The sequence below is a fragment of the Kurthia gibsonii genome (genome assembly GCF_006539985.1).
Classification (GTDB): domain Bacteria; phylum Bacillota; class Bacilli; order Bacillales_A; family Planococcaceae; genus Kurthia; species Kurthia gibsonii.
The window spans coordinates 99,076-119,382 of the sequence record NZ_BJOB01000001.1 but is presented as its reverse complement, the minus strand read 5'-3'; the positions used below and the strand labels follow the sequence as shown (position 1 = coordinate 119,382).

The window sequence follows — 20,307 nt, the reverse complement described above, 5'->3', positions numbered from 1 at the left end:
TTTGTGCACCTCCGCATTCATATTCCCTTATTATAAAGCAAAACACTCCAAACGTCTGTTTGGAGTGTTTTTAAATTTTAATTTCGTATAGGTTTTCACCTATCTAAAATTAGTTTTTCGCTTTTTCTTTGACATGAACAACGAAATCGCCGTCTTGTACATCAAATACAACAATTTGGTCTGTTAGAACTGTACCTTTTAGAATTTCTTCTGATAAACGGTCTTCTACATTTTTCTGAATTGCACGACGCAGTGGTCTTGCACCATATTCTGGATCATAACCTTCATTTGCAATTCGGTCTAATGCAGCTTCCGTTAATTCTAATTCGATGTTTTGTTCTTTTAGACGTTTTGTTAATTGAGCTGCCATCTTTTTAACAATCTCATTTAATTCTTTCTTCTCAAGTGGATGGAAGACAATCATTTCATCCACACGGTTTAAAAACTCTGGACGGAATGCTTTTTTCAGTTCTTCTAACATCACTTGTTTTGAATTTTCTTGTGATTGTTTTTTCTCTTGCGCACCGAAACCAAGAGATTTACGATATTTCAGTGCTTCTGCACCAATATTTGAAGTCATAATAACAACTGTATTACGGAAATCGACAACGCGCCCTTTTGAGTCTGTTAAACGTCCATCATCTAATACTTGTAATAGAATGTTGAATACGTCTGGATGCGCTTTTTCAATCTCATCTAACAAGATAACTGAATATGGTTTACGACGTACTTTCTCAGTTAATTGACCACCTTCATCGAATCCTACATAACCTGGAGGCGAACCAACTAAGCGAGAAGTCGAATGTTTTTCCATGTATTCAGACATATCAATGCGAATCATAGCATCTTCTTCACCGAACATAACTTCAGCTAACGCACGAGCTAATTCTGTTTTACCTACACCGGTAGGTCCTAAGAAGATGAATGAACCAATCGGACGTTTTGGATCTTTTAATCCCGCACGTGCACGACGAATCGCACGAGAGATTGCTTCAACTGCTTCACTTTGTCCTACTACACGTTTGTGTAATTCTTCTTCTAAATTCAGTAATTTTGTAGACTCTTCTTGTTCTAGTTTTGCAACTGGAATGCCTGTCCACATCGAAACAACTTCTGCAATATCATTCACTGTCACTTCAGACTCTGAACGACCTTGGTCTTCTTTCCATTTTTTCTTTGTTTCTTCTAATTGCGCAACTAATTTTTGTTCAGAATCACGTAGGTTCGCTGCTTTTTCAAACTCTTGACTTTGCACCGCTTCATTCTTTTCTGAGCGAAGTGCTTCTAACTGAACTTCTAACTCTTTCAAGTTCGGAGGTGTTGTGTAAGAACGTAGGCGTACTTTTGAACCTGCTTCGTCAATTAAATCAATCGCTTTATCTGGTAAGAAACGATCTGAAATGTAACGATCACTCATTTTAACAGCTGCTTCTACTGCAACATCTGAGATTTTCACACGATGATGCGCTTCATAACGATCACGTAAACCTTCAATAATTTGAATCGCTTCTTCTACAGAAGGTTCATCTACTTGAATTGGTTGGAAACGACGTTCTAATGCAGCATCTTTTTCAATGTATTTACGATACTCATCTAATGTTGTTGCACCGATACATTGTAGTTCACCACGCGCTAGAGAAGGTTTTAAGATGTTTGATGCATCAATTGCACCTTCTGCACCACCCGCTCCAATCAATGTGTGTAACTCATCAATGAATAAGATAACGTTACCTGCTTGACGAATTTCATCCATCACTTTTTTCAAGCGATCTTCAAACTCACCACGATATTTTGTACCTGCAACTACCGTACCCATATCAAGTGTCATAACACGCTTATCACGTAGGATTTCAGGCACTTCATTATTCACAATTTGTTGTGCTAATCCTTCTGCAATCGCTGTTTTACCAACACCCGGTTCACCAATAATAACAGGGTTGTTTTTTGTACGACGAGATAATACCTCAATCACACGTGTAATTTCTTTACTACGTCCAATTACTGGATCTAAATTACCTTCACGCGCCATCTCTGTTAAATCACGCGCTAAGCTATCTAATGTTGGCGTATTTGCTGTCGGTGCAGCAGCGCTACCGTTTTGACCTGCATCTGAACTACCAAGCAGTTGTAATACTTGTTGACGCGCTTTATTTAAGCTAACACCTGCATTATTTAATACACGAGCAGCAACACCTTCACCTTCGCGAATAAGAGCTAATAAAATATGCTCTGTTCCGATATATGAATGACCTAATTTACGAGATTCATCTACTGATAACTCAATGACTTTTTTAGCACGAGGTGTGTAATGAACGATTGGTCCAACATTTTTAGAACCTGTACCAACAAGTTCTTCAATACCCTCTTCAATCATTTCAGGGCTCACTTCAATAGCCTCAAGAGCTTTTGCAGCGATTCCACCACCTTCTCGAATTAATCCAAGTAAGATGTGTTCTGTTCCAATCGCTTCATGCTTCATACGAATGGCTTCTTCTTGTGCTAATTGCAATACTTTTTGAGCTCTTTGTGTAAATCGATTAAACATCATATGAGTCCTCTCCTTCATCTTCTAATTTATGTTGGCATGCTTCGCTAATCATGTCGCGAATCAATGTCGCGCGGTACACATCTCGCTCATTTGGCTTCAATGTTGTACCTGTATATTGTTGTAAGAAGCCCGGTTGCATAATCAGCATACATTTATTTAAAACTTCATTTGGAATTCTTTGTATGATACCTAAATCTATACCCAAACGCACGTTAGATAAACAATTCGCAGCTTCTGTACTCGATAGGATTCGAGCTGTTTGTAAGACTCCTAACGAGCGATGCAAGCGGTCTGAAATTGCAATCGGCGCATGTTCTAACATTGCCTTTCTAGCTTCCACCTCTTTTGCAACAACTTGTTCTACAATCGTTTCTAATTCTTGAATGATTTCTTCTTCTGATTTACCAAGTGTTACTTGATTTGAAATTTGATAATAATTCCCTACAGCCTCTGTTCCTTCACCATAAATTCCACGCACGATTAAACCTAGTCGTGGCATCATATTGATTAAGGCGCGAACTTGATTCGTCATCGTAAGAGCTGGTAAGTGCATCATGACGGAAGCACGTAATCCTGTCCCTACATTTGTCGGACAAGTGGTCATATAACCAAATTTTTCATCAAATGCATAGTTCACTTGTTTTTCAATACAATCATCAATTTCATTTGCTTTTAGTAAAGCTTTTTTAAGATTAAGTCCTGGTTCTAAACATTGAATGCGAATGTGATCTTCTTCGTTAATCATGACACTAATTGATTCATCTTCAGATACGAGAATCGAACCAATCCGTTCTTTTTTCGCAAGTTGTGGGCTAATTAAATGCTTCTCTACTAAAATTTGTTTTTGCAAAGAAGGTCTTTGCCCCAAATCAAAGTGATAGAGTGGTGTTTGAAGTGTTTCGCAGTCGAGTAAAGCACTACTCACTTGACGATCAATAGCCATCGCTTCTTCTTCACTAAAAGCACGTGGGAAACGATACGCAGATATGTTACGCGCTAAACGAATACGTGTACTCATGACAATATCACCGTGCTCACCATCGCCAGCCATCCAACTAATATTGTCACCTTTTAGAAAATGATCAATCTTCATCGTTCGCTGCACCACCTTGCGTTAACTGTTTTTCAAGTTGTTTTACCTCATCTCGAAGTTTTGCTGCTTCTTCAAACTCTTCTTGCTCTACAGCTGATTTCATCTTCTGACGTAATACTTCAATCTCTTTTTTAATTTGATATGTTTTATTTAATCCGCCCGGTATCTTACCCGTATGTTCCGTTGCACCATTATGAAGTCTTTTAAATACTTCAGGCAAACGTTCATAAAAAGCATGATAACAATTTGGACAGTTAAATTTACCCTCTTTTAAAAACTGTTGGTACGTCATACCACATGACTCGCATTGCTGCTTTCCTTGCGGTGGTTGTTTTGACTGAGGTGCATTGGATGACCATGTTGGAATACCAAACCAGTCCGAAAAGATTTGTTCGATTGTCACAGGCTTTACTTCTTCATCTATATGCAAATAATCTTGTTGCCCACTGCAAACTTCGCAGTAGTGTTTTACGACTTCTTCATTATTTTTTGTCATCGTAATGGTGACAGTAGCTGGACGTTGTTTACAGTTTTCACAGATCATCCTCTATACACCTTCTTTTAAAATTCTTTTTCATACTTCAGTGCTACTAACATTGCTTGTAAAAGACGAGAGCGGAGCTGATCACGATATGGTAAATCAATCGCAATGACTTCTCGGTCCATAGCAGTAAGAATGAGCTTTGCCTCACGTTTTGTAATTGCTTGTTCTTCAGTTAAGCGATGTACAATATCCTCTGCAGCCGTTTGCGAAATTTGATAATTAATTTGAGATAGAATATCGTCTAACAGTTCTGTTTTCGAGTTCGTACGTACACGTAAAATGCGAATATATCCCCCACCTCCACGTTTACTTTCGACGATATAACCTCTCTCTACTGTGAATCTTGTATTGATTACGTAATTTATTTGCGACGGTACACATTGGAAGCGGTCTGCAATCTCACTGCGTTTAATCTCAATGTGTCCATTACCACCCATTTCAATAATTTCTTTTAAATACGCCTCAATAATATTCGACATATTCTTCATGTCGAGTCCCCACCTCCTTTAATCAAGCTGACTTTGACTATCTTTGACTATATTATAAATAAATTGTTTTATAAATTGCAATAAAAATGCTCGTTCCTTTTTTGTTTTATAAAAAACAGACATCCTAACCATTACAATTAGAATGTCTGTCTATTTATGATTATTTAACCCAACGTCCAACGATTGGATAATTCCAATACTCACCTTGCAATGCACGAATAATCCCGATGATTGGAATAATGAATCCCATTAGTCCAAAGACGATTAAAAACGGAATTCCAATTAACACATACGAAAATACAACTGAAATACTAATAAGAATTGACATAACAATTTGGAATAACAATGCTTGTAGCGATAAACTTTTCACTCTCGAATCATCAATTAAGAGCATAAAGAGTAGTGGAAGTAGAATCGGTAAATAATATGCACTTGAATGTAGTATAACTTTAATCCATTTATTGTCTTGTTCCATCTAAAACCCGCTCCTTTTCTTCCTTATATATACATATATACGTATGAACAGTACCATCCGTTTCATTTTATTTTTGTGATTATGTGACAAAAAAATTTAATTATGGGAAGATATAGAGTAAATAGATCATGAAGAGGTGACAAGATGATTTACACTCTAGGTCTTACAAAAGACCAGCAGCTCGTGGAAAACTTCCCTTTAGAACATATTAAAGAAGATCGTTTCGATTGGTTTTGGGTTGATTTTTCAGAACCTACTGCTAAAGAAAATTTATTACTGCATACTTTTTTCCAATTTCATCCCCTAGCTGTAGAAGATGCATTGATGCGTTTACAGCGTCCAAAAATAGATTACTATGATGATTATTATTTCACTGTTGTCCATAAATTAAACCCAAAAGAACTAACATCTGAGGAAATTAGTCTATTTATTTCTTCTAAATTTGTCGTCTCATATCATCAATTCCCTGTTCACGAATTTGAAATCGTCAAACGTGAATTAGAAAGTCATCCGAATCGTTGGGATCGCGGTACATTTTTCATCATGTATCAGACAATCGATAAAATTGTCGATGAGTTTTTCCCCCTTGTTTTTACTATTGAAGATCGACTTAATACCATTGAAGATCAGTTAGATTATAAAAATAGTGTAGATTTAATGAACGATGTATTCGACCTTCGCAATGATTTACTCCATATAAGAAGAACGGTTCTCCCAATGCGTGATTTATTATATCGGATTTTAAATTCAAACCGCTTAAATTTGACACAAAAAGAAAAAGCCTATTTTAGTGATGTACACGACCATCTCGTGAAATTGACTGAAATGGTTGAATCAAATCGTGAATTAACTGCCGACATGCGAGATAGTCATATGTCAATGAACGCAATTCGTATGAATAATATTATGATGACGCTTACCATTGTATCAACTATTTTTATTCCACTCACATTCATCGCAGGAGTTTATGGTATGAACTTTGTGAATATGCCCGAATTGAATTGGCATTATGGATACTACTTTACATTAGGACTTATGGTTTTCATCGTATTTGCGATGCTCATGCTATTCAAAAAACGTGGCTGGCTTGGATTTTTTAAAGATGATTAGTAAGGTACGTCTAAGACAGAAGTATTTTAAACAGCGAAAACCCTGTATGATTGAAGTGACACCTAAAAGTTAGACACGGTTATTTCATCAGGCAACGGTTTGGGTATGCGTTCGATATTGTATCGAACGCATACCTTTTAATTTTGCCTTGATGCGTTTCGCGAGCAGGGATTATTTTTTCTATGCGTTTAATTAATTTGATTATCCGTTTTTGAAACACTCTAATTTTACTCTATCGTAAGCTCTTTATTTTTAACCTATTTACGATATCAAAAAAATATCATTTATTCGTTAATAACCATATGAATTACTCATATTTTATTATTACTTAACTTTTTTCACTGTTAAATACAATTTATACTCTTTTTACTTCAAAAAAAACGATTTAAATCATCATTTAATATTTTTATTGTTATAAACACAAATATATAGAAATTTATGTGAAATCTCTTTTTTTTCGTTGAATACGGTTCTCTTTTTCTTAATAAAATGATAAATTATTAGATGATACACTCCCAAGATTTAAAACTTATTACTTATTATTTTTCAAAAAAAACAAGACTAAAGAAATGATATACCTTTCTAAGATTGAAAAGACTTTTTTACTATAATATTTTGGAGGCTTCACCTATGATTTGGAACCGTTCGAAAAAGACAAAGAACGAGACTTTTTTCGATATAGAACAATATAAGAAAAACGTCAAAATTGATTTATCACATAATCAGCACTTACAAAAACAAATTGAACTACTTAGTTTAACATTAGAGGACTTAGCTATTATTCATCAATTGAAATTTGTTGCAACAGATACTTTTGTACATATGACAGATGCATTCTATGATGCGATCGTAAAAGCACCTGAATTAACACATATGATTTCACAGAACTCTAGTATTGATCGTTTAAAAGTAACGCTAACAAAGCATATCAGCGAAATGTTCGATGGACGAATTGATGCACAATATATTGAACAGCGAAAAATTATTGCACATGTTCACGTTAAGATTGGTCTACCTTCAAAATGGTACTTAAACTCATTCCAATCACTAACAAATTCATTCATTGACTTTATTGAAGATTTACAAATTTCAACACATGAATCTACTCAAGCAATTAAAGCATTTACAAAATTGATTAACTTTGAACAGCAAATTGTTATTGAAGCTTATGAAAATCGAGTGGATGCCATTCGTGATGAACACGGTCGTGTAAAACAACAAGTTATTCATACAGTTCAAAATACTTCAGAAGAATTAAATGCGATTAGTGAAGAAACAACCGCTGCAATCCAATCACTATCTCGCCAAGCTGATGAAATTGCTTCTTCTACAAAACAAGGTTTAGACTTTGTAAATTCAACAAAAGAAAAATCTGAAAATGGTCGCGCATTACTTCATACGCAAAATGAATTAATGCAAAAAATGTCTGCAAGCATCAAAATGCTCGACGAAACAATGTCTAAACTGAAAATCTCTTCTAAACAAATTAATGATATTGTTCATTTAGTAACAGGTATTGCCGACCAAACAAACTTATTAGCATTGAATGCATCAATTGAAGCAGCACGTGCTGGGGAGCACGGTAAAGGCTTCGCTGTTGTTGCTGAAGAAGTTCGTAAATTAGCTGAAGAAACAAAATCAGCTGTTCAAAATGTATCTAAATTAATTTTAGAAACTGAAAACAATATTGAAAACATGTCTGTATCCGTAAACGATGTTGATGAACAAATTAACGAAGGTGTTCAAATGCAGGATGATTTATCTACTAGCTTCCATACAATTGTTGAAGCTATGAGTGGTATTCAAGCAATCAATGAACGTACAACAGAAGATGTAAACACAATTTCACGTTTATTAGATGATTTAACAGAGAGTACAATTCAAGTATGTAATTCTGCTGAACAACTATTAGAAGTTACTTATGAGTTAAATTAAAACGAAATATGAAATAGATAGCTAATCCATGCGATATAGGCTATCTATTTTTTTCATTCTTCGCTACAATATGTCCATGCAGATGGAGGAGGATTCAATATGGTTAAAATTTATCTTACACGACATGGGCAAACAGAATGGAATTTACAAAAGAGAATGCAAGGCTGGTTTGATTCTCCTCTTACGCAAGAGGGTCAACAAGCTGCAATCGCGCTTGGTAGAAGACTGGCGCAAATTCCTTTTAGTGCTATTTATGCTAGTTCTAGCGGTCGAACAGTGAATACTGCGAAATTTATTTGTTGTGAACGCCAAATCCCTATTTTCTTTAAACAACAACTACGCGAAATTAACGTAGGTGAGTGGCAAGGTTTGACAGACGATGAAATTAAACAAACATATCCTGAACAGTATCATCATTATTATAATCACCCAACAGCATATAAATCTGAAGAAGGTGAAACTTTTGAAGATGTTTTACAACGCGTGCTACCATTAATTAAAGATTTAATAGAAGATTACGAAGATGATGAACCCGTTTTAATCGTCACACATGCCGTTGTAAAGAAACTATTAATTGCTCATTTTCAAAATCAATCAATTGATCATGTATGGGATCCTCCCTTCATTCACGGAACGAGTTTAACGGTACTTCACTTAAAGAAAAATGGTGATGTACACTTCGAATGCATTGGTGATACAGAACACATGCAAAAACAGAATATCTAAGAAAAAACACCTCCACGTTGATTTACTAGGTTTAATACCCGTTTTTCAACGAAAGGTGTTTTTATTTGTCTCATTTAATTTAGGTCAGTTCCATATTCGCGTGGAAAGTGTTTTATATTTATAAAAAGAATGAATGTGGCATATTACGTTTTTCTTTACGATGAGCACGACGCAGTGGACCTGATTCAAAGAGTCTTTTTTCTTCTTCTGACTCAGGAAACACAGGTGGAACAGCTTGAGGTTTCCCATTTGCATCAATCGCTACCATCGTTACAAAAGATTCAGTTGTTAATTTTCGTTCTTTTGTTTGAATGTTAAGTGAAGATACACGAATATAAATTTCCATTGAAGTGCGACCTGTTGCACTGACAATTCCTTCTAACTCCATAATTTCTCCTGCACGAATTGGTGAGAAGAAATCCACTGAATCAAAAGACGCTGTAACTGTCTCCATTTTAGAATGTTTCATGGAAATAATTGCTGCAATTTCATCGATATATGCTAATACCTTACCACCAAAAATCGTATTCATATAGTTGGTATCAGGTGGAGCAACCAGCCTTGTTTGAACTGTACGTGAATTTGACATTGGAATCGCTTCTAACATGATCAACACTCCTTTTTCTATTTTCTGTATCTATTTTAACATAAATAAAATGAAACACACCCATTATTTACATATTAAAATAAACATTCTGTACCTATACATAATACAAATATATTATTACAGTTTTGTTTTTATAGTAATGAATTTCATTTCAGACATCTCCTGAACAGCATATTTAATCCCTTCTCGTCCATAACCACTCATCTTCATACCGCCATATGGCATATTATCTGTACGGAAAGTTGGAATGTCATTAATAATAACACCACCTGCTTCAATCTCATCTGCTGCTCTTAAAGCATCCTCAATATTCATTGTGAAAATACCCGCATTTAAGCCTAAATCGGATTCGTTCACATATTGAATCGCTTCATCTAATGTGCCGTATGGAATAATTGAAACAATCGGTGCGAATGTTTCCTGTTTAATAATCTTCGCATCATGTTTAGCGTTTAGTACCACAGTTGGTTTCATCGTACGTTCTGTATATTCTGCACCTGTCGCTACCTTTGCACCATCTGCTACTGCTTCATCAACCCATTCTTTAATACGCATTACTTCTTTTGGATGAATCATTGCACTTACATCTGTTTTTTGATCCATTGGACTACCTACAACTAACTTTTCTGTTTCTTCTACGAAAGCTTTTGTGAATTCTTCATAAATCGACGCATGTACATAAATACGTTGTACTGAAATACATACTTGACCTGCAAAACCAAATGCGCCATCTACACAACGTTTCACCATCTTATCGATTGGTGTACTTGGTTCAACAATGACTGCTGCATTGGACCCAAGTTCAAGTGTAATCTTGCGTAGGCCTACTTGTTCCTTAATCTTCATTCCGACAGCACCGCTACCTGTGAATGTCACCTTTTTAACTAATGGATGTGTTACAAGAATCTCACTTAATTCACTACCTTTTCCTGTTACAATTTGTAACATTCCATCTGGTAATCCTGCTTCTTTAAATATTTCAGCTAGCGCAATACTACTTAAAGGTGTTTGAGAAGCTGGTTTCAATACAACTGCGTTACCTACAGCAAAAGCAGGCCCTAATTTATGTGCAACTAGATTGAACGGAAAGTTAAATGGTGTAATAGCAGATACGACACCCAGTGATTCTCTTTTTGTCCAACCAATTCGATCACGTACGCCAGGTGCTGCATCTAAAGGTACTGTTTCACCATGTAAATGTTTTGCTTCCTCCGCCGCAAACTCATACGTTGCAATTGTACGATCTAATTCGCCTAAAGCAGCTGTTAAAGGTTTCGCTGCTTCCATTGCAATTATTTTAGCTAGTTCTTCTTTTTTTTCTTTCATAATTTCAGATACGCGATGTAAAATTTCAGCTCTTTCATAAGCTGTTTTTTCTTTAAATTTTATATAGGCACGGTGTGCACCTTCTATCGCAACCGATACTTGTTCAGGAGTAGCACGTGCAACTTCGGCAATGATTTCACCATCATAAGGGGCTTTTAACGTATCTTTCTTCACCGTTTCCACCCACTGACCGTCAATCCATAAACTTGTTTTAATCATGTAATCTCCTCCTATGCTTTTTTACTATCATACGCTTATTGTATACACTTTTAAAATAATTTTAATCATAGAAGAAAAAGCGAGAACTGTAGAAATCTACAATTCTCGCTTTTTTAGAGACTCTTTTTTATTTCTGCATACTCTTCATCTGTAAACATGTGGCTCCGTGATAGAAAACTTTTACCTTCTAAACTTTCAAGTGAAAACCCACTACCAAATCCATCGATAAGATCTACAATAATTTGTGTATGTTTATTGTAACGATACAAAGCCTCATGCATATAGAATGGAACATCTTCATCTATTGTTTCTAACAATAAATCTACACTGCCTACTTGAAAATCACCTTGTTTATAACACATAGGGGCAGAACCTTCACAGCATCCACCAGACTGATGGAACATGATTGGGCCATGCTTTTCTTTTAAAAATCGAATCATTTGTAAAGCCTCTGGTGTTACTTCTACACGCTTCACCATATTTGCTTCACCTCCTATTCGATTTAGAAGAACCCTTGTGGCTTCTCAGCGTAACTTACAAGTAAGTTTTTCGTTTGTTGGTAGCTATCTAACATCATTTTGTGGTTTTCACGTCCGATACCCGACATTTTGTAACCACCGAATGCTGCTGCTGCTGGATATTGATGATATGTGTTTGTCCATACACGACCAGCTTGAATTGCACGCCCTGCTTTGTAAGCTGTATCGCCATGACGTGACCATACACCTGCACCTAGACCGTAGTCTGTATCATTCGCAATCTTGATTGCTTCATCGAAGTCTTTAAATGTTGTAACAGCTACAACTGGACCAAAGATTTCTTCCTGGAATACACGCATATCATTCGTACCTTTAAAAACAGTCGGCTGGATGTAAAAACCATTTGCAAATTCTTCGCCTAAATCATTTACATCGCCACCTGCAAGAACTTCAGCGCCTTCTTCTTTACCGATTTTTAGGTAAGAAATGATTTTTTGATATTGCTCATTTGAATTTTGTGCGCCCATCATTGTTTCTGTATCAAGTGGGTTACCGATTTTAATCGCTTTAACACGCTCAAGAACACGCTTCATAAATTCATCGTAGATTGATTCATGAATTAATGCACGTGATGGACATGTACATACTTCACCAGAGTTAAGTGCAAACATAACGAATCCTTCTACTGCTTTATCTAAGAAATCATCATCTGCTTCCATAATATCTGGGAAGAAGATATTCGGTGATTTACCACCTAATTCAAGTGTTACAGGAATGATATTTTCAGTCGCATATTGCATAATTAGACGACCTACTGCTGTAGAACCTGTGAATGCAATTTTTGAAATACGCTTATTTGTTGCTAAAGCTTTACCTACTTCTGCACCAAAACCATTTACGATATTTAAAACACCTGGTGGTAATAAATCTTGGATTAACTCTACAACATATAGAATCGAAGCTGGTGTTTGCTCAGCTGGTTTTAATACAACACAATTCCCTGCAGCTAAAGCTGGTGCTAGCTTCCATGTAGCCATTAAAATAGGGAAGTTCCAAGGAATGATTTGTCCTACTACACCAAGCGGCTCTTGGAAGTGGTAAGCAATTGTATCTTCATTAATCTGAGAAGAGAAGCCTTCTTGTGTACGAATTGCACTTGCAAAATAACGGAAGTGATCTACTGCTAATGGAATGTCTGCATTTAATGTTTCGCGAACTGCCTTACCATTTTCCCACGTCTCAGCAACAGCGATTTTTTCAAGATTCTCTTCAATACGATCAGCAATCGCATTTAAAACCTGCGCGCGGTGTGCTGGGGATGTTTTACCCCAAGCATCTTTTGCAGCGTGTGCCGCATCAAGTGCTAATTCAATATCTTCAGGTGTTGACTTCGGAATGCGTGTAAAAGCTTCACCTGTAATTGGTGTAATATTGTCGAAATACTGTCCTTTTACCGGTGGAACCCACTCGCCCCCAATAAAGTTTTCATATTGCGGTTTAAACTCTACAACGGCACCTGCTGTATTTGGATTTGCATAAATCATGATAAATTTCCTCCTCTGCAATCATTCAATACACAAGAAAAATTACGTCTTAAACAGAATTTTTGTGTATCTTTGATTTTATTTTGTCTTAAAATTCAATATTTTTCAACTATTAACTTTCAAAGTATGGTATTTATTTTAAAATACTAGGGTATAAGTTCCAAAAAGGAGGTATTTATGTGTTAGCCGTACTAAATACAGAACAATTAGAAAATATCCGTATAAGTGGTGATTATTGGGATTTAAAAGAACTACAAAAAGCTATTGAACAATTACTTCATACATCTATTGAAAATAATTGTACAAATCATGTACAAAAAAATTATGTACTTCGTTTTTGTCGCGAACTTGAACAAGCAATCGAAGGCGAAGTTGCTATCGAGACCACGTATAATGGCATTTACGACGAATTACAAGAAGAGTTTGTTATTCCATTTCCACAAGAAAATATTTATTTCTCTTTTGAAAAATGTTGGCCAAAAATGCTGTTTACAGTTCTCTGCTTAAATCATTTTATTGAAGAAACAACAACTCATAAAGAACAACCATTCACACAAACTCATATTATGGTCATTCGAAAATTCGAGTCCCTCGTGTTCGAATGTTTCACCTCAAAAATCACGCTCATTAATAAGTCTCAAATCGCTACATTATTTTTTAGCGCCCCTCACGACTTTCGTCAATTCATTGCACAATATGTCGATCTCATCACAGCTAAATATCTGGCTCTACCCCAAGAAACTAAAATGATATACCTACCTCACATTCTTAAAAAATTCCATATACGTGATTTTGAATACACTTGTTTTAAAAACATGCTAAATCGTACTGCAAAAGAATCTAATCTACCAATACATAGAATTGTCTTACAAGCAGACTAAATCATTGGTAGTTCAAAATAAACAGGTTAGGACAAAACATTTTTTAACGTTCGCAACGAAAAACTGGAACCGCGCCATAGCGCAATTCCAGTTTTTATTATGCTCTTGTGAGATGGTGTTTTCACACTTATATCCCAGCTTGTTTTAAATACCACCTAAATAGGCAGCGCGTACTTCATCAGACGCTTGTAATGTTTTTGCATCTCCAGACAATACGACCTTACCTGTTTCAATTACATAACCACGTTCCGCAATCGATAATGCCATATGCGCATTTTGTTCCACAAGTAAGATAGTTGTACCATTACGATTTATTTCTTCAATAATTTCAAAAATCGTTTTAACCATTAAAGGTGCTAAGCCCATAGAAGGTTCGTCTAAGAGTAACAGCTTTGGTTTTGCCATAATGGCTCTACCCATTGCGAGCATTTGCTGTTCACCACCAGATAATGTACCTGAAGGTTGTTTTCGACGTTCGAGAAGGCGTGGGAATAACTCGAATACGCGCTCTAAATCTTTCGAGATATTCGCGCGATCACGTCGCAAGTATGCACCTAAGTCTAAGTTCTCTTCAACTGTCATATTCGAAAAGACACGACGACCTTCTGGCACATGTGAGATTCCCGTCTTGACAATACTTTGCGCTGCTTTTTTATTGATAGATGAACCTAAATATTCAATCGTACCTTGCTTCGGACGAAGTAGCCCTGAGATTGTTTTGAGCAATGTACTTTTGCCTGCACCATTCGCGCCAATTAACGTAACGATTTCGCCCTCATTTACTTCGAGTGATACACCTTTAAGCGCTTGAATATTACCGTAATATACATTTAGGTTCTCGATTCTCAACATCACTCATCAACCTCCTGACCTAAGTAAGCTTCAATTACTTTCGGGTTATTTCGAATTTCTTCTGGTAATCCATCTGCGATTAATTGTCCATGATCAAGTACATAGATTCGTTCACAAATGCCCATCACAAGCCCCATATCATGCTCAATTAATAGAATCGTTAAATCAAAACGTTTTCGAATGAGTGCAATCAATTCCATTAATTCTTTTGTTTCTTGTGGGTTCATACCAGCAGCTGGCTCATCAAGTAATAATAGTTTCGGTTTAGCCGCTAAAGCGCGCGCAATTTCTAAACGACGTTGCATACCATACGGTAAATTTTTAGAAAGTTCATCTTTATACTTTTCAAGTCCAAATATTTCTAAAAAAGCAATTGACTCTTTCTCCATCTCTTCTTCGCCTCTGAAAAAAGATGGTAGACGTAAAACAGAGCTTAAGATAGAGTGCTTAGCTAATGAATGGTTCGCTACTTTTACATTGTCTAAAACTGATAATTCCTTAAATAGACGAATATTTTGGAATGTACGACTCACACCACTTTTAGTGATTTGGTAAGGTGACATACTTTTTGTATTCTTCCCATCAAAATAGATGGCTCCTTCTGTCGGTTTATAAACACCTGTTAACATGTTGAATGTTGTCGTTTTTCCCGCACCATTCGGTCCAATTAGCCCAATTAACTCACCTTGATATAATTCCATATTCAAACCTGAAACAGCTTTTAAACCACCAAATTGAATCCCTGCTTGATCTACTTTTAATAAAGGGTTATTCATGCTAATCTTCCCCCTTCGCTACAGGTTTACGTTGTTTTTTTGTTTTAAAAATATCCGTAATTTCTTTCGTACCCATTAAACCCGAAGGACGATATAGCATCACAATAATTAAAACTAAACTGTAAATAATCATACGCGTCTCTGGGAACTCTTGTAGGTACTGTGAAATAATCGTTAACAGTGTTGCTGCAATAATCGCACCTGACATACTTCCTAAACCACCCAGTACTACATAAATTAAAATATCAAATGACTTTAAGAAACCAAACTGTGATGGCAGAATAATATAAAAGTTGTGCGAGAATAGTCCACCCGCAAGACCTGCAAAGAATGCACCAATCACAAAGGCAATTACTTTATAAAATGTCGTATTAATCCCCATTGAATCTGCTGCAATCTCATCTTCTCTTACTGCGATACATGCACGGCCATGACGTGATTTCGTAAAGTTTGAAATAACAATAATCGTCACGAGTGTCGCAAAGAATGCGAATGTCCAAGTTGTTTGTTGGTCGACTTGGAAACCAGAAGCTCCACCTACAAACTCCCAGTTTAAAAACGTAATACGAATGATTTCAGCGAACCCTAGTGTTGCAATCGCTAAATAGTCTCCTCGTAAACGAAGGGTTGGCATACCAATTAGGAATCCCATTACTGCCGCTGCCAATGCACCGATAATTAAACTCACAATGAATGGCATATTAAAATTCATTGTACACATAGCAGAAATATAAGCACCCACCGCTAAGAACCCAGCGTGTCCAATTGAGAACTGCCCTGTGATTCCAATAACGAGGTGAAGACTAACTGCTAACGAAATATTAATTAAAATCGTAATCATTAAGTTTGTATAGTATGCATCTAGTTGTCCACTTGTAATCATAAACTGAACGACTGCATATACAACAAGCGCCAAAACAGTATATATCCAAAACACTTTAGACTTTTTCATAAGGCCGCCACCTACACTTTCTCGCGGGTATTTTTACCGAAAATACCTGCTGGTCTAAAGATTAAAATAATAATCAAAATAATGAATGCGGCTGCATCTCTCCACAGTGAGAAGCCAACTGCACTTACAATTGTTTCAATAACACCTAAAATCATACCGCCTGTCATCGCTCCTGGAATACTACCAATTCCACCTAATACCGCTGCAACAAACGCCTTCATTCCTGGAATAACTCCCATTAAAGGGTCGATTTTTGTGTAATATAATCCGAAAATAACGCCTGCTGCACCTGCTAATGCAGATCCAATCGCAAATGTAGCTGAGATTGTATTGTCCACATTAATTCCCATTAATTTTGCTGCTTCCGCGTCATGTGATACCGCACGCATCGCTTTACCAACCTTCGTTTTATGTACAATAAACTGTAATAAAATCATCAATGTAATCGATACACCTAAAATTAATAATGATTGCGAACTAATATCTGCACCGAATAAATTAATTTGCTTATTGGCAACTAAATCTTTTGGATAGGCTTCAGGTTGTGCACCGCGAATATAAATTGTGACATATTCAATTAATAACGAAACGCCAATCGCCGTAATAAGTGCCGCAATTCTGGTTGAATTTCTCAATCGTTTATAAGCGAGTCTTTCAATTACTACGCCAAGTATTGCGCATAAAACCATCGCAATGATGAGTGCTGGGAAAAAGCTCATTTGCCAAGACGTGACAGCATAAAAACCTACAAATGCCCCGATCATGAATACATCACCATGTGCAAAGTTAATCAGTTTAATAATGCCGTATACCATTGTGTATCCTAATGCAATAAGCGCATAAATACTACCAAGTGATATACCATTAATGAGTTGTTGTAACCACTCCATTTGCACCTCTCCCTATCATTAAAGTAAAAGAGCGTGCCTAGCGTAAACTAGACACTCTCTTACTATTCAGCTCATTATTAAGGATTTACTTTTGAGTTGAATACTTGTTTGCCTTCTTTAAACTCAAGTACTGTTGCTGTTTTTACAGGATGATGATTTTCATCAACTGAGAATGTACCTGTTACAAGACTTAAATCTTTTGTATCAGCTAATGCTTTTTGGACTTTCTCACCATCTGTTGATCCAGCACGCTCAATTGCATCCTTCAACCAATAAACTGTATCGTAACCAAGTGCATTGAATGCATCTGGTGTTTTATCGTATTTCTTTTTATATGCACTTACGAAATCTTGAATACGCTTGTCTGGATCTTCGGCTGAATAGTGATTTGTGAAGTACGTATTATTCAGTGCTTCATCTCCTGCTAATTCAACTAATTTTGGCGAATCCCAACCGTCTCCACCCATTAGTGGTGCTGTAATACCTATTTCACGTGCTTGTTTTACAATAATACCCACTTCTTCGTAGTATCCTGGAATATAAATAAAGTCAGGATTTTTAGCTTTTAAACGTGTAAGTGTTGATTTGAAGTCTGTATCTTTTGCTACATATGCTTCTTGTGCAACGACTTTTCCACCTTTACTTTCGATTGTCTCTTTGAATGATTTTGCCAGTCCTTTTGCATAGTCACTTGAACTATCTGAGAAAATCGCTACATTTTTCGCTTTTAATGTATCAATGGCAAAGTTAGCTGCAATTTTACCTTGGAATGGATCGATGAAACATGTACGGAACGCGTAGTCATTTACTTTATTTGTCTTTTCATCGACTGTTACGTTTGGTGACGTTGCAGATGGTCCGATAACTGGCATTTTGTTTTGATTCGCAATTTTTACCGAGGCAAGTGTATTACCCGATGTTGCAGAACCAATTTGCGCAACTACTTTGTCTTGTGTAGCTAACTTCAAAGCAGCTGTTGTTGCTTCGGCAGAATCAGATTTATTATCTACTTTAACTACTGTAATTTTCTTACCGTCAATTCCACCATCGGCATTAATTTCGTCAATCGCAAGTTGTGCACCATTTGCGATACCAGAGCCATATGAAGCTACAGGACCTGACAACTCTAAGTTCATGCCTAACTTGATTTCTTTTGCGTCGTCTTTACTGCCACCCCCTGATGAATCTTTTGCTCCACATCCTGTAAGTGTTGCTAAAACAAAAGAAGTTGCTAAAAATACCGAACCATACCGTTTTAATTTTTTATTCATATGAATCCCCCTAAATTCTGATTTTTCTGAATTATGTAATGCTACTTGTTCAGAAATATAAATGATACTTCCCCTTCATCTAACAATTCACATTTTAAATGATTACATTTATTTCGTCTACATTAATTTTCTGTAAATTCTAAATTTTTAAATAAAATTAATTGTTTAAACTAGTTTTTTTATATAAAAGTCCTTATACAGCTTCACTTCAAGCCTTTTACGAGAAAATTATTTCGAATAAATAAATATTATCTTTTACATACAAAAAAGAGAAGAATTAAAAATTCTCCTCTTTTCAAACTAAGGCTTATATTGTTGATTTCGTGCTATTGAAGCTTCTAATAACTTCTCAGTAATATTTAAATATTGTTCGAGTTCTTCATCAGTTAATACTTCAAATAATTCTTGATGTACTTTTCGTCCTTGTACCTGTGCATCTTTTAATACTGAAACACCTGCATCAGTAATTTCCATGAGCACATGACGACGATCTTCTTCGTTGTAAACACGCTTCGCATAACCTAATTTTACAAGTTTATTCGCAATATTTGTCATAGCACCAGGTGTACATCCCATTCTTTCTGCTAACACAGTTTGCTTTAAAGCACCATGCTGTAAAAGTTCAGAGAGTACAAGTACAGGTGTTACACCTAATTTATGCGGAAAACGTCTTGTAAAATGATAGATGTTTGAGTTATTAATATACTCCGTTTTGTGTATAACTTGAAATAAATTTGAATCCTTCACAACTATATCCTCCTCAATAGCCACGAAAATCATCGTTTCTAGTGAAGCATTAATGATCCACCATCAACCATTAGAGTTTGACCAGTGATATATGAAGAATCATCTGAAGCTAAGAATACAGCTACACGGCCGATGTCTTGTTCTACTTCACCAAAGCGACCTAGTGGAATTTGATTACGAACTTGCTCATAGTACTCTGGTTGTGATTTTGACCAAGCTTCAACGCCTGGAGTGTATGCTAATGGACTGATGATATTGACATTAATACCGAATTCGCCCCATTCATTTGCTGCTACACGTGATAATCCACGAATTGCTTCTTTTGCTGCTGCATAAGCGCCTTGTGTTTTATGGCCAGAAAGACCAGCACCTGATGCAAAGTTAATGATATTACCTTTTGTCTCTTTTAAGTGTGGTAATGCAGCATTCATTAAATAGAATGTAGGGTAGAAACTTGTACCAAATGATAGATCTAAGTGTGCTTGTGTTGTTTCTGCTAGTGGCACTTGTTTTGAAACGTGTGCATTGTTTACTAGAATATCTAGTTTACCACATTTTTCAACCACTGTTTCTACAATGTTTGGAAGATTTGCATGATCCATTAAATCGGCTTTTAAGAAAAATGATTTTGGAGAAATCGCTTGAAGTTCTGCTTCAGTCGCTTTACCCATTTCTTCGTTTAAATCAACGATTGCTACAACTGCACCTTCTTTAGCCATTGCACGTGCCATACCACTTCCGATACCGCCAGCGCCTCCAGTAATAATTGCTACTTTACCTTCTAACTTTCCCATGTATTTCACTCCTTAAAATATGTTCATACATATTTTAACACTAAAACATT

Annotated in this window: 20 protein-coding genes; 4 read left to right on the top strand and 16 right to left on the bottom strand. The window is 36.2% G+C overall.

What is annotated here, in order from left to right:
- Nucleotides 1-109 precede the first annotated feature (109 nt).
- The 5 genes from KGI01_RS00580 to KGI01_RS00560 all read right to left on the bottom strand — a co-directional run bounded on the left by KGI01_RS00580 (nucleotide 110) and on the right by KGI01_RS00560 (nucleotide 5,148).
- Complete coding sequence (locus tag KGI01_RS00580) at nucleotides 110-2,548, bottom strand: ATP-dependent Clp protease ATP-binding subunit (RefSeq protein WP_141272413.1); 2,439 nt, start codon at nucleotides 2,546-2,548, stop codon at nucleotides 110-112.
- The gene (locus tag KGI01_RS00575) at nucleotides 2,538-3,641 is read right to left on the bottom strand and encodes a protein-arginine kinase McsB (RefSeq protein ID WP_141272410.1); all 1,104 of its coding nucleotides are present in this window, start codon (nucleotides 3,639-3,641) and stop codon (nucleotides 2,538-2,540) included. The genes KGI01_RS00580 and KGI01_RS00575 overlap by 11 nt, the downstream gene beginning before the upstream one ends.
- Nucleotides 3,631-4,185 (bottom strand): UvrB/UvrC motif-containing protein, encoded by a 555-nt coding sequence (locus KGI01_RS00570; RefSeq protein WP_141272408.1) that lies wholly within the window; start codon nucleotides 4,183-4,185, stop codon nucleotides 3,631-3,633. Before KGI01_RS00570 ends, KGI01_RS00575 begins: the two co-directional genes overlap by 11 nt.
- A gap of 17 nt (nucleotides 4,186-4,202) precedes the next feature.
- On the bottom strand, nucleotides 4,203-4,673 hold the full coding sequence (locus tag KGI01_RS00565) for a CtsR family transcriptional regulator (protein ID WP_141272406.1): 471 nt from the start codon (nucleotides 4,671-4,673) through the stop codon (nucleotides 4,203-4,205).
- Nucleotides 4,674-4,833: 160 nt separating this feature from the next.
- The gene (locus KGI01_RS00560; protein WP_141272404.1) at nucleotides 4,834-5,148 is read right to left on the bottom strand and encodes a magnetosome magnetite crystal formation protein family; all 315 of its coding nucleotides are present in this window, start codon (nucleotides 5,146-5,148) and stop codon (nucleotides 4,834-4,836) included.
- 144 nt (nucleotides 5,149-5,292) lie between these two features.
- Here KGI01_RS00560 and corA point away from each other — a divergent pair, with 144 nt between their 5' ends.
- The 3 genes from corA to KGI01_RS00545 all read left to right on the top strand — a co-directional run bounded on the left by corA (nucleotide 5,293) and on the right by KGI01_RS00545 (nucleotide 8,919).
- On the top strand, nucleotides 5,293-6,258 hold the full coding sequence (corA, locus tag KGI01_RS00555) for a magnesium/cobalt transporter CorA (protein ID WP_141272402.1): 966 nt from the start codon (nucleotides 5,293-5,295) through the stop codon (nucleotides 6,256-6,258).
- A gap of 630 nt (nucleotides 6,259-6,888) precedes the next feature.
- Complete coding sequence (locus tag KGI01_RS00550) at nucleotides 6,889-8,193, top strand: globin-coupled sensor protein (protein WP_141272400.1); 1,305 nt, start codon at nucleotides 6,889-6,891, stop codon at nucleotides 8,191-8,193.
- Between the two features lie 99 nt (nucleotides 8,194-8,292).
- Nucleotides 8,293-8,919, top strand: coding sequence for a histidine phosphatase family protein (locus tag KGI01_RS00545; protein WP_141272398.1), 627 nt, complete (start codon nucleotides 8,293-8,295; stop codon nucleotides 8,917-8,919).
- A gap of 118 nt (nucleotides 8,920-9,037) precedes the next feature.
- Here KGI01_RS00545 and KGI01_RS00540 read toward each other — a convergent pair whose 3' ends face one another.
- The 4 genes from KGI01_RS00540 to exaC form a co-directional block, all read right to left on the bottom strand.
- On the bottom strand, nucleotides 9,038-9,526 hold the full coding sequence (locus tag KGI01_RS00540; protein ID WP_141272396.1) for an acyl-CoA thioesterase: 489 nt from the start codon (nucleotides 9,524-9,526) through the stop codon (nucleotides 9,038-9,040).
- Between the two features lie 117 nt (nucleotides 9,527-9,643).
- Nucleotides 9,644-11,071 carry an aldehyde dehydrogenase family protein gene (locus KGI01_RS00535; RefSeq protein ID WP_141272394.1) on the bottom strand — a complete coding sequence of 476 codons (1,428 nt, stop codon included), beginning with the start codon at nucleotides 11,069-11,071 and terminating at the stop codon, nucleotides 9,644-9,646.
- A 113-nt stretch (nucleotides 11,072-11,184) separates the two neighbouring features.
- Complete coding sequence (locus tag KGI01_RS00530; RefSeq protein WP_141272392.1) at nucleotides 11,185-11,550, bottom strand: DUF779 domain-containing protein; 366 nt, start codon at nucleotides 11,548-11,550, stop codon at nucleotides 11,185-11,187.
- Nucleotides 11,551-11,573: 23 nt separating this feature from the next.
- Entirely contained in the window at nucleotides 11,574-13,094 is a 1,521-nt protein-coding gene (exaC, locus tag KGI01_RS00525) for an acetaldehyde dehydrogenase ExaC (RefSeq protein WP_068457165.1), read from the bottom strand.
- 179 nt (nucleotides 13,095-13,273) lie between these two features.
- Here exaC and KGI01_RS00520 point away from each other — a divergent pair, with 179 nt between their 5' ends.
- Nucleotides 13,274-13,975: a DUF6904 family protein gene (locus KGI01_RS00520; RefSeq protein WP_068457162.1), complete on the top strand. Its 702-nt coding sequence runs from the start codon at nucleotides 13,274-13,276 to the stop codon at nucleotides 13,973-13,975.
- A gap of 144 nt (nucleotides 13,976-14,119) precedes the next feature.
- Here KGI01_RS00520 and KGI01_RS00515 read toward each other — a convergent pair whose 3' ends face one another.
- The 7 genes from KGI01_RS00515 to KGI01_RS00485 form a co-directional block, all read right to left on the bottom strand.
- Nucleotides 14,120-14,827, bottom strand: a complete 708-nt coding sequence (locus KGI01_RS00515; protein ID WP_141272440.1) for an ABC transporter ATP-binding protein — start codon at nucleotides 14,825-14,827, stop codon at nucleotides 14,120-14,122.
- On the bottom strand, nucleotides 14,827-15,603 hold the full coding sequence (locus tag KGI01_RS00510) for an ABC transporter ATP-binding protein (protein WP_141272390.1): 777 nt from the start codon (nucleotides 15,601-15,603) through the stop codon (nucleotides 14,827-14,829). The genes KGI01_RS00515 and KGI01_RS00510 overlap by 1 nt, the downstream gene beginning before the upstream one ends.
- 1 nt (nucleotide 15,604) lies before the next feature.
- Nucleotides 15,605-16,555, bottom strand: a complete 951-nt coding sequence (locus KGI01_RS00505; protein WP_141272388.1) for a branched-chain amino acid ABC transporter permease — start codon at nucleotides 16,553-16,555, stop codon at nucleotides 15,605-15,607.
- Between the two features lie 11 nt (nucleotides 16,556-16,566).
- Entirely contained in the window at nucleotides 16,567-17,445 is an 879-nt protein-coding gene (locus KGI01_RS00500) for a branched-chain amino acid ABC transporter permease (protein WP_141272386.1), read from the bottom strand.
- A gap of 77 nt (nucleotides 17,446-17,522) precedes the next feature.
- The gene (locus KGI01_RS00495; RefSeq protein ID WP_141272384.1) at nucleotides 17,523-18,716 is read right to left on the bottom strand and encodes an ABC transporter substrate-binding protein; all 1,194 of its coding nucleotides are present in this window, start codon (nucleotides 18,714-18,716) and stop codon (nucleotides 17,523-17,525) included.
- Nucleotides 18,717-19,016: 300 nt separating this feature from the next.
- Nucleotides 19,017-19,463: a MarR family winged helix-turn-helix transcriptional regulator gene (locus KGI01_RS00490; protein ID WP_087681994.1), complete on the bottom strand. Its 447-nt coding sequence runs from the start codon at nucleotides 19,461-19,463 to the stop codon at nucleotides 19,017-19,019.
- Nucleotides 19,464-19,501: 38 nt separating this feature from the next.
- On the bottom strand, nucleotides 19,502-20,257 hold the full coding sequence (locus KGI01_RS00485) for an SDR family NAD(P)-dependent oxidoreductase (RefSeq protein ID WP_141272382.1): 756 nt from the start codon (nucleotides 20,255-20,257) through the stop codon (nucleotides 19,502-19,504).
- Nucleotides 20,258-20,307: the final 50 nt, after the last annotated feature.

What these genes read in the sequence shown, in the direction of transcription:
- KGI01_RS00580 (WP_141272413.1), bottom strand. Translation starts at nt 2,548, where the DNA reads ATGATGTTTAATCGATTTACACAAAGAGCTCAAAAAGTATTGCAATTA.
- KGI01_RS00575 (WP_141272410.1), bottom strand. Translation starts at nt 3,641, where the DNA reads ATGAAGATTGATCATTTTCTAAAAGGTGACAATATTAGTTGGATGGCT.
- KGI01_RS00570 (WP_141272408.1), bottom strand. Translation starts at nt 4,185, where the DNA reads ATGATCTGTGAAAACTGTAAACAACGTCCAGCTACTGTCACCATTACG.
- KGI01_RS00565 (WP_141272406.1), bottom strand. Translation starts at nt 4,673, where the DNA reads ATGAAGAATATGTCGAATATTATTGAGGCGTATTTAAAAGAAATTATT.
- KGI01_RS00560 (WP_141272404.1), bottom strand. Translation starts at nt 5,148, where the DNA reads ATGGAACAAGACAATAAATGGATTAAAGTTATACTACATTCAAGTGCA.
- corA (WP_141272402.1), top strand. Translation starts at nt 5,293, where the DNA reads ATGATTTACACTCTAGGTCTTACAAAAGACCAGCAGCTCGTGGAAAAC.
- KGI01_RS00550 (WP_141272400.1), top strand. Translation starts at nt 6,889, where the DNA reads ATGATTTGGAACCGTTCGAAAAAGACAAAGAACGAGACTTTTTTCGAT.
- KGI01_RS00545 (WP_141272398.1), top strand. Translation starts at nt 8,293, where the DNA reads ATGGTTAAAATTTATCTTACACGACATGGGCAAACAGAATGGAATTTA.
- KGI01_RS00540 (WP_141272396.1), bottom strand. Translation starts at nt 9,526, where the DNA reads ATGTTAGAAGCGATTCCAATGTCAAATTCACGTACAGTTCAAACAAGG.
- KGI01_RS00535 (WP_141272394.1), bottom strand. Translation starts at nt 11,071, where the DNA reads ATGATTAAAACAAGTTTATGGATTGACGGTCAGTGGGTGGAAACGGTG.
- KGI01_RS00530 (WP_141272392.1), bottom strand. Translation starts at nt 11,550, where the DNA reads ATGGTGAAGCGTGTAGAAGTAACACCAGAGGCTTTACAAATGATTCGA.
- exaC (WP_068457165.1), bottom strand. Translation starts at nt 13,094, where the DNA reads ATGATTTATGCAAATCCAAATACAGCAGGTGCCGTTGTAGAGTTTAAA.
- KGI01_RS00515 (WP_141272440.1), bottom strand. Translation starts at nt 14,827, where the DNA reads ATGTTGAGAATCGAGAACCTAAATGTATATTACGGTAATATTCAAGCG.
- KGI01_RS00510 (WP_141272390.1), bottom strand. Translation starts at nt 15,603, where the DNA reads ATGAATAACCCTTTATTAAAAGTAGATCAAGCAGGGATTCAATTTGGT.
- KGI01_RS00505 (WP_141272388.1), bottom strand. Translation starts at nt 16,555, where the DNA reads ATGAAAAAGTCTAAAGTGTTTTGGATATATACTGTTTTGGCGCTTGTT.
- KGI01_RS00500 (WP_141272386.1), bottom strand. Translation starts at nt 17,445, where the DNA reads ATGGAGTGGTTACAACAACTCATTAATGGTATATCACTTGGTAGTATT.
- KGI01_RS00495 (WP_141272384.1), bottom strand. Translation starts at nt 18,716, where the DNA reads ATGAATAAAAAATTAAAACGGTATGGTTCGGTATTTTTAGCAACTTCT.
- KGI01_RS00485 (WP_141272382.1), bottom strand. Translation starts at nt 20,257, where the DNA reads ATGGGAAAGTTAGAAGGTAAAGTAGCAATTATTACTGGAGGCGCTGGC.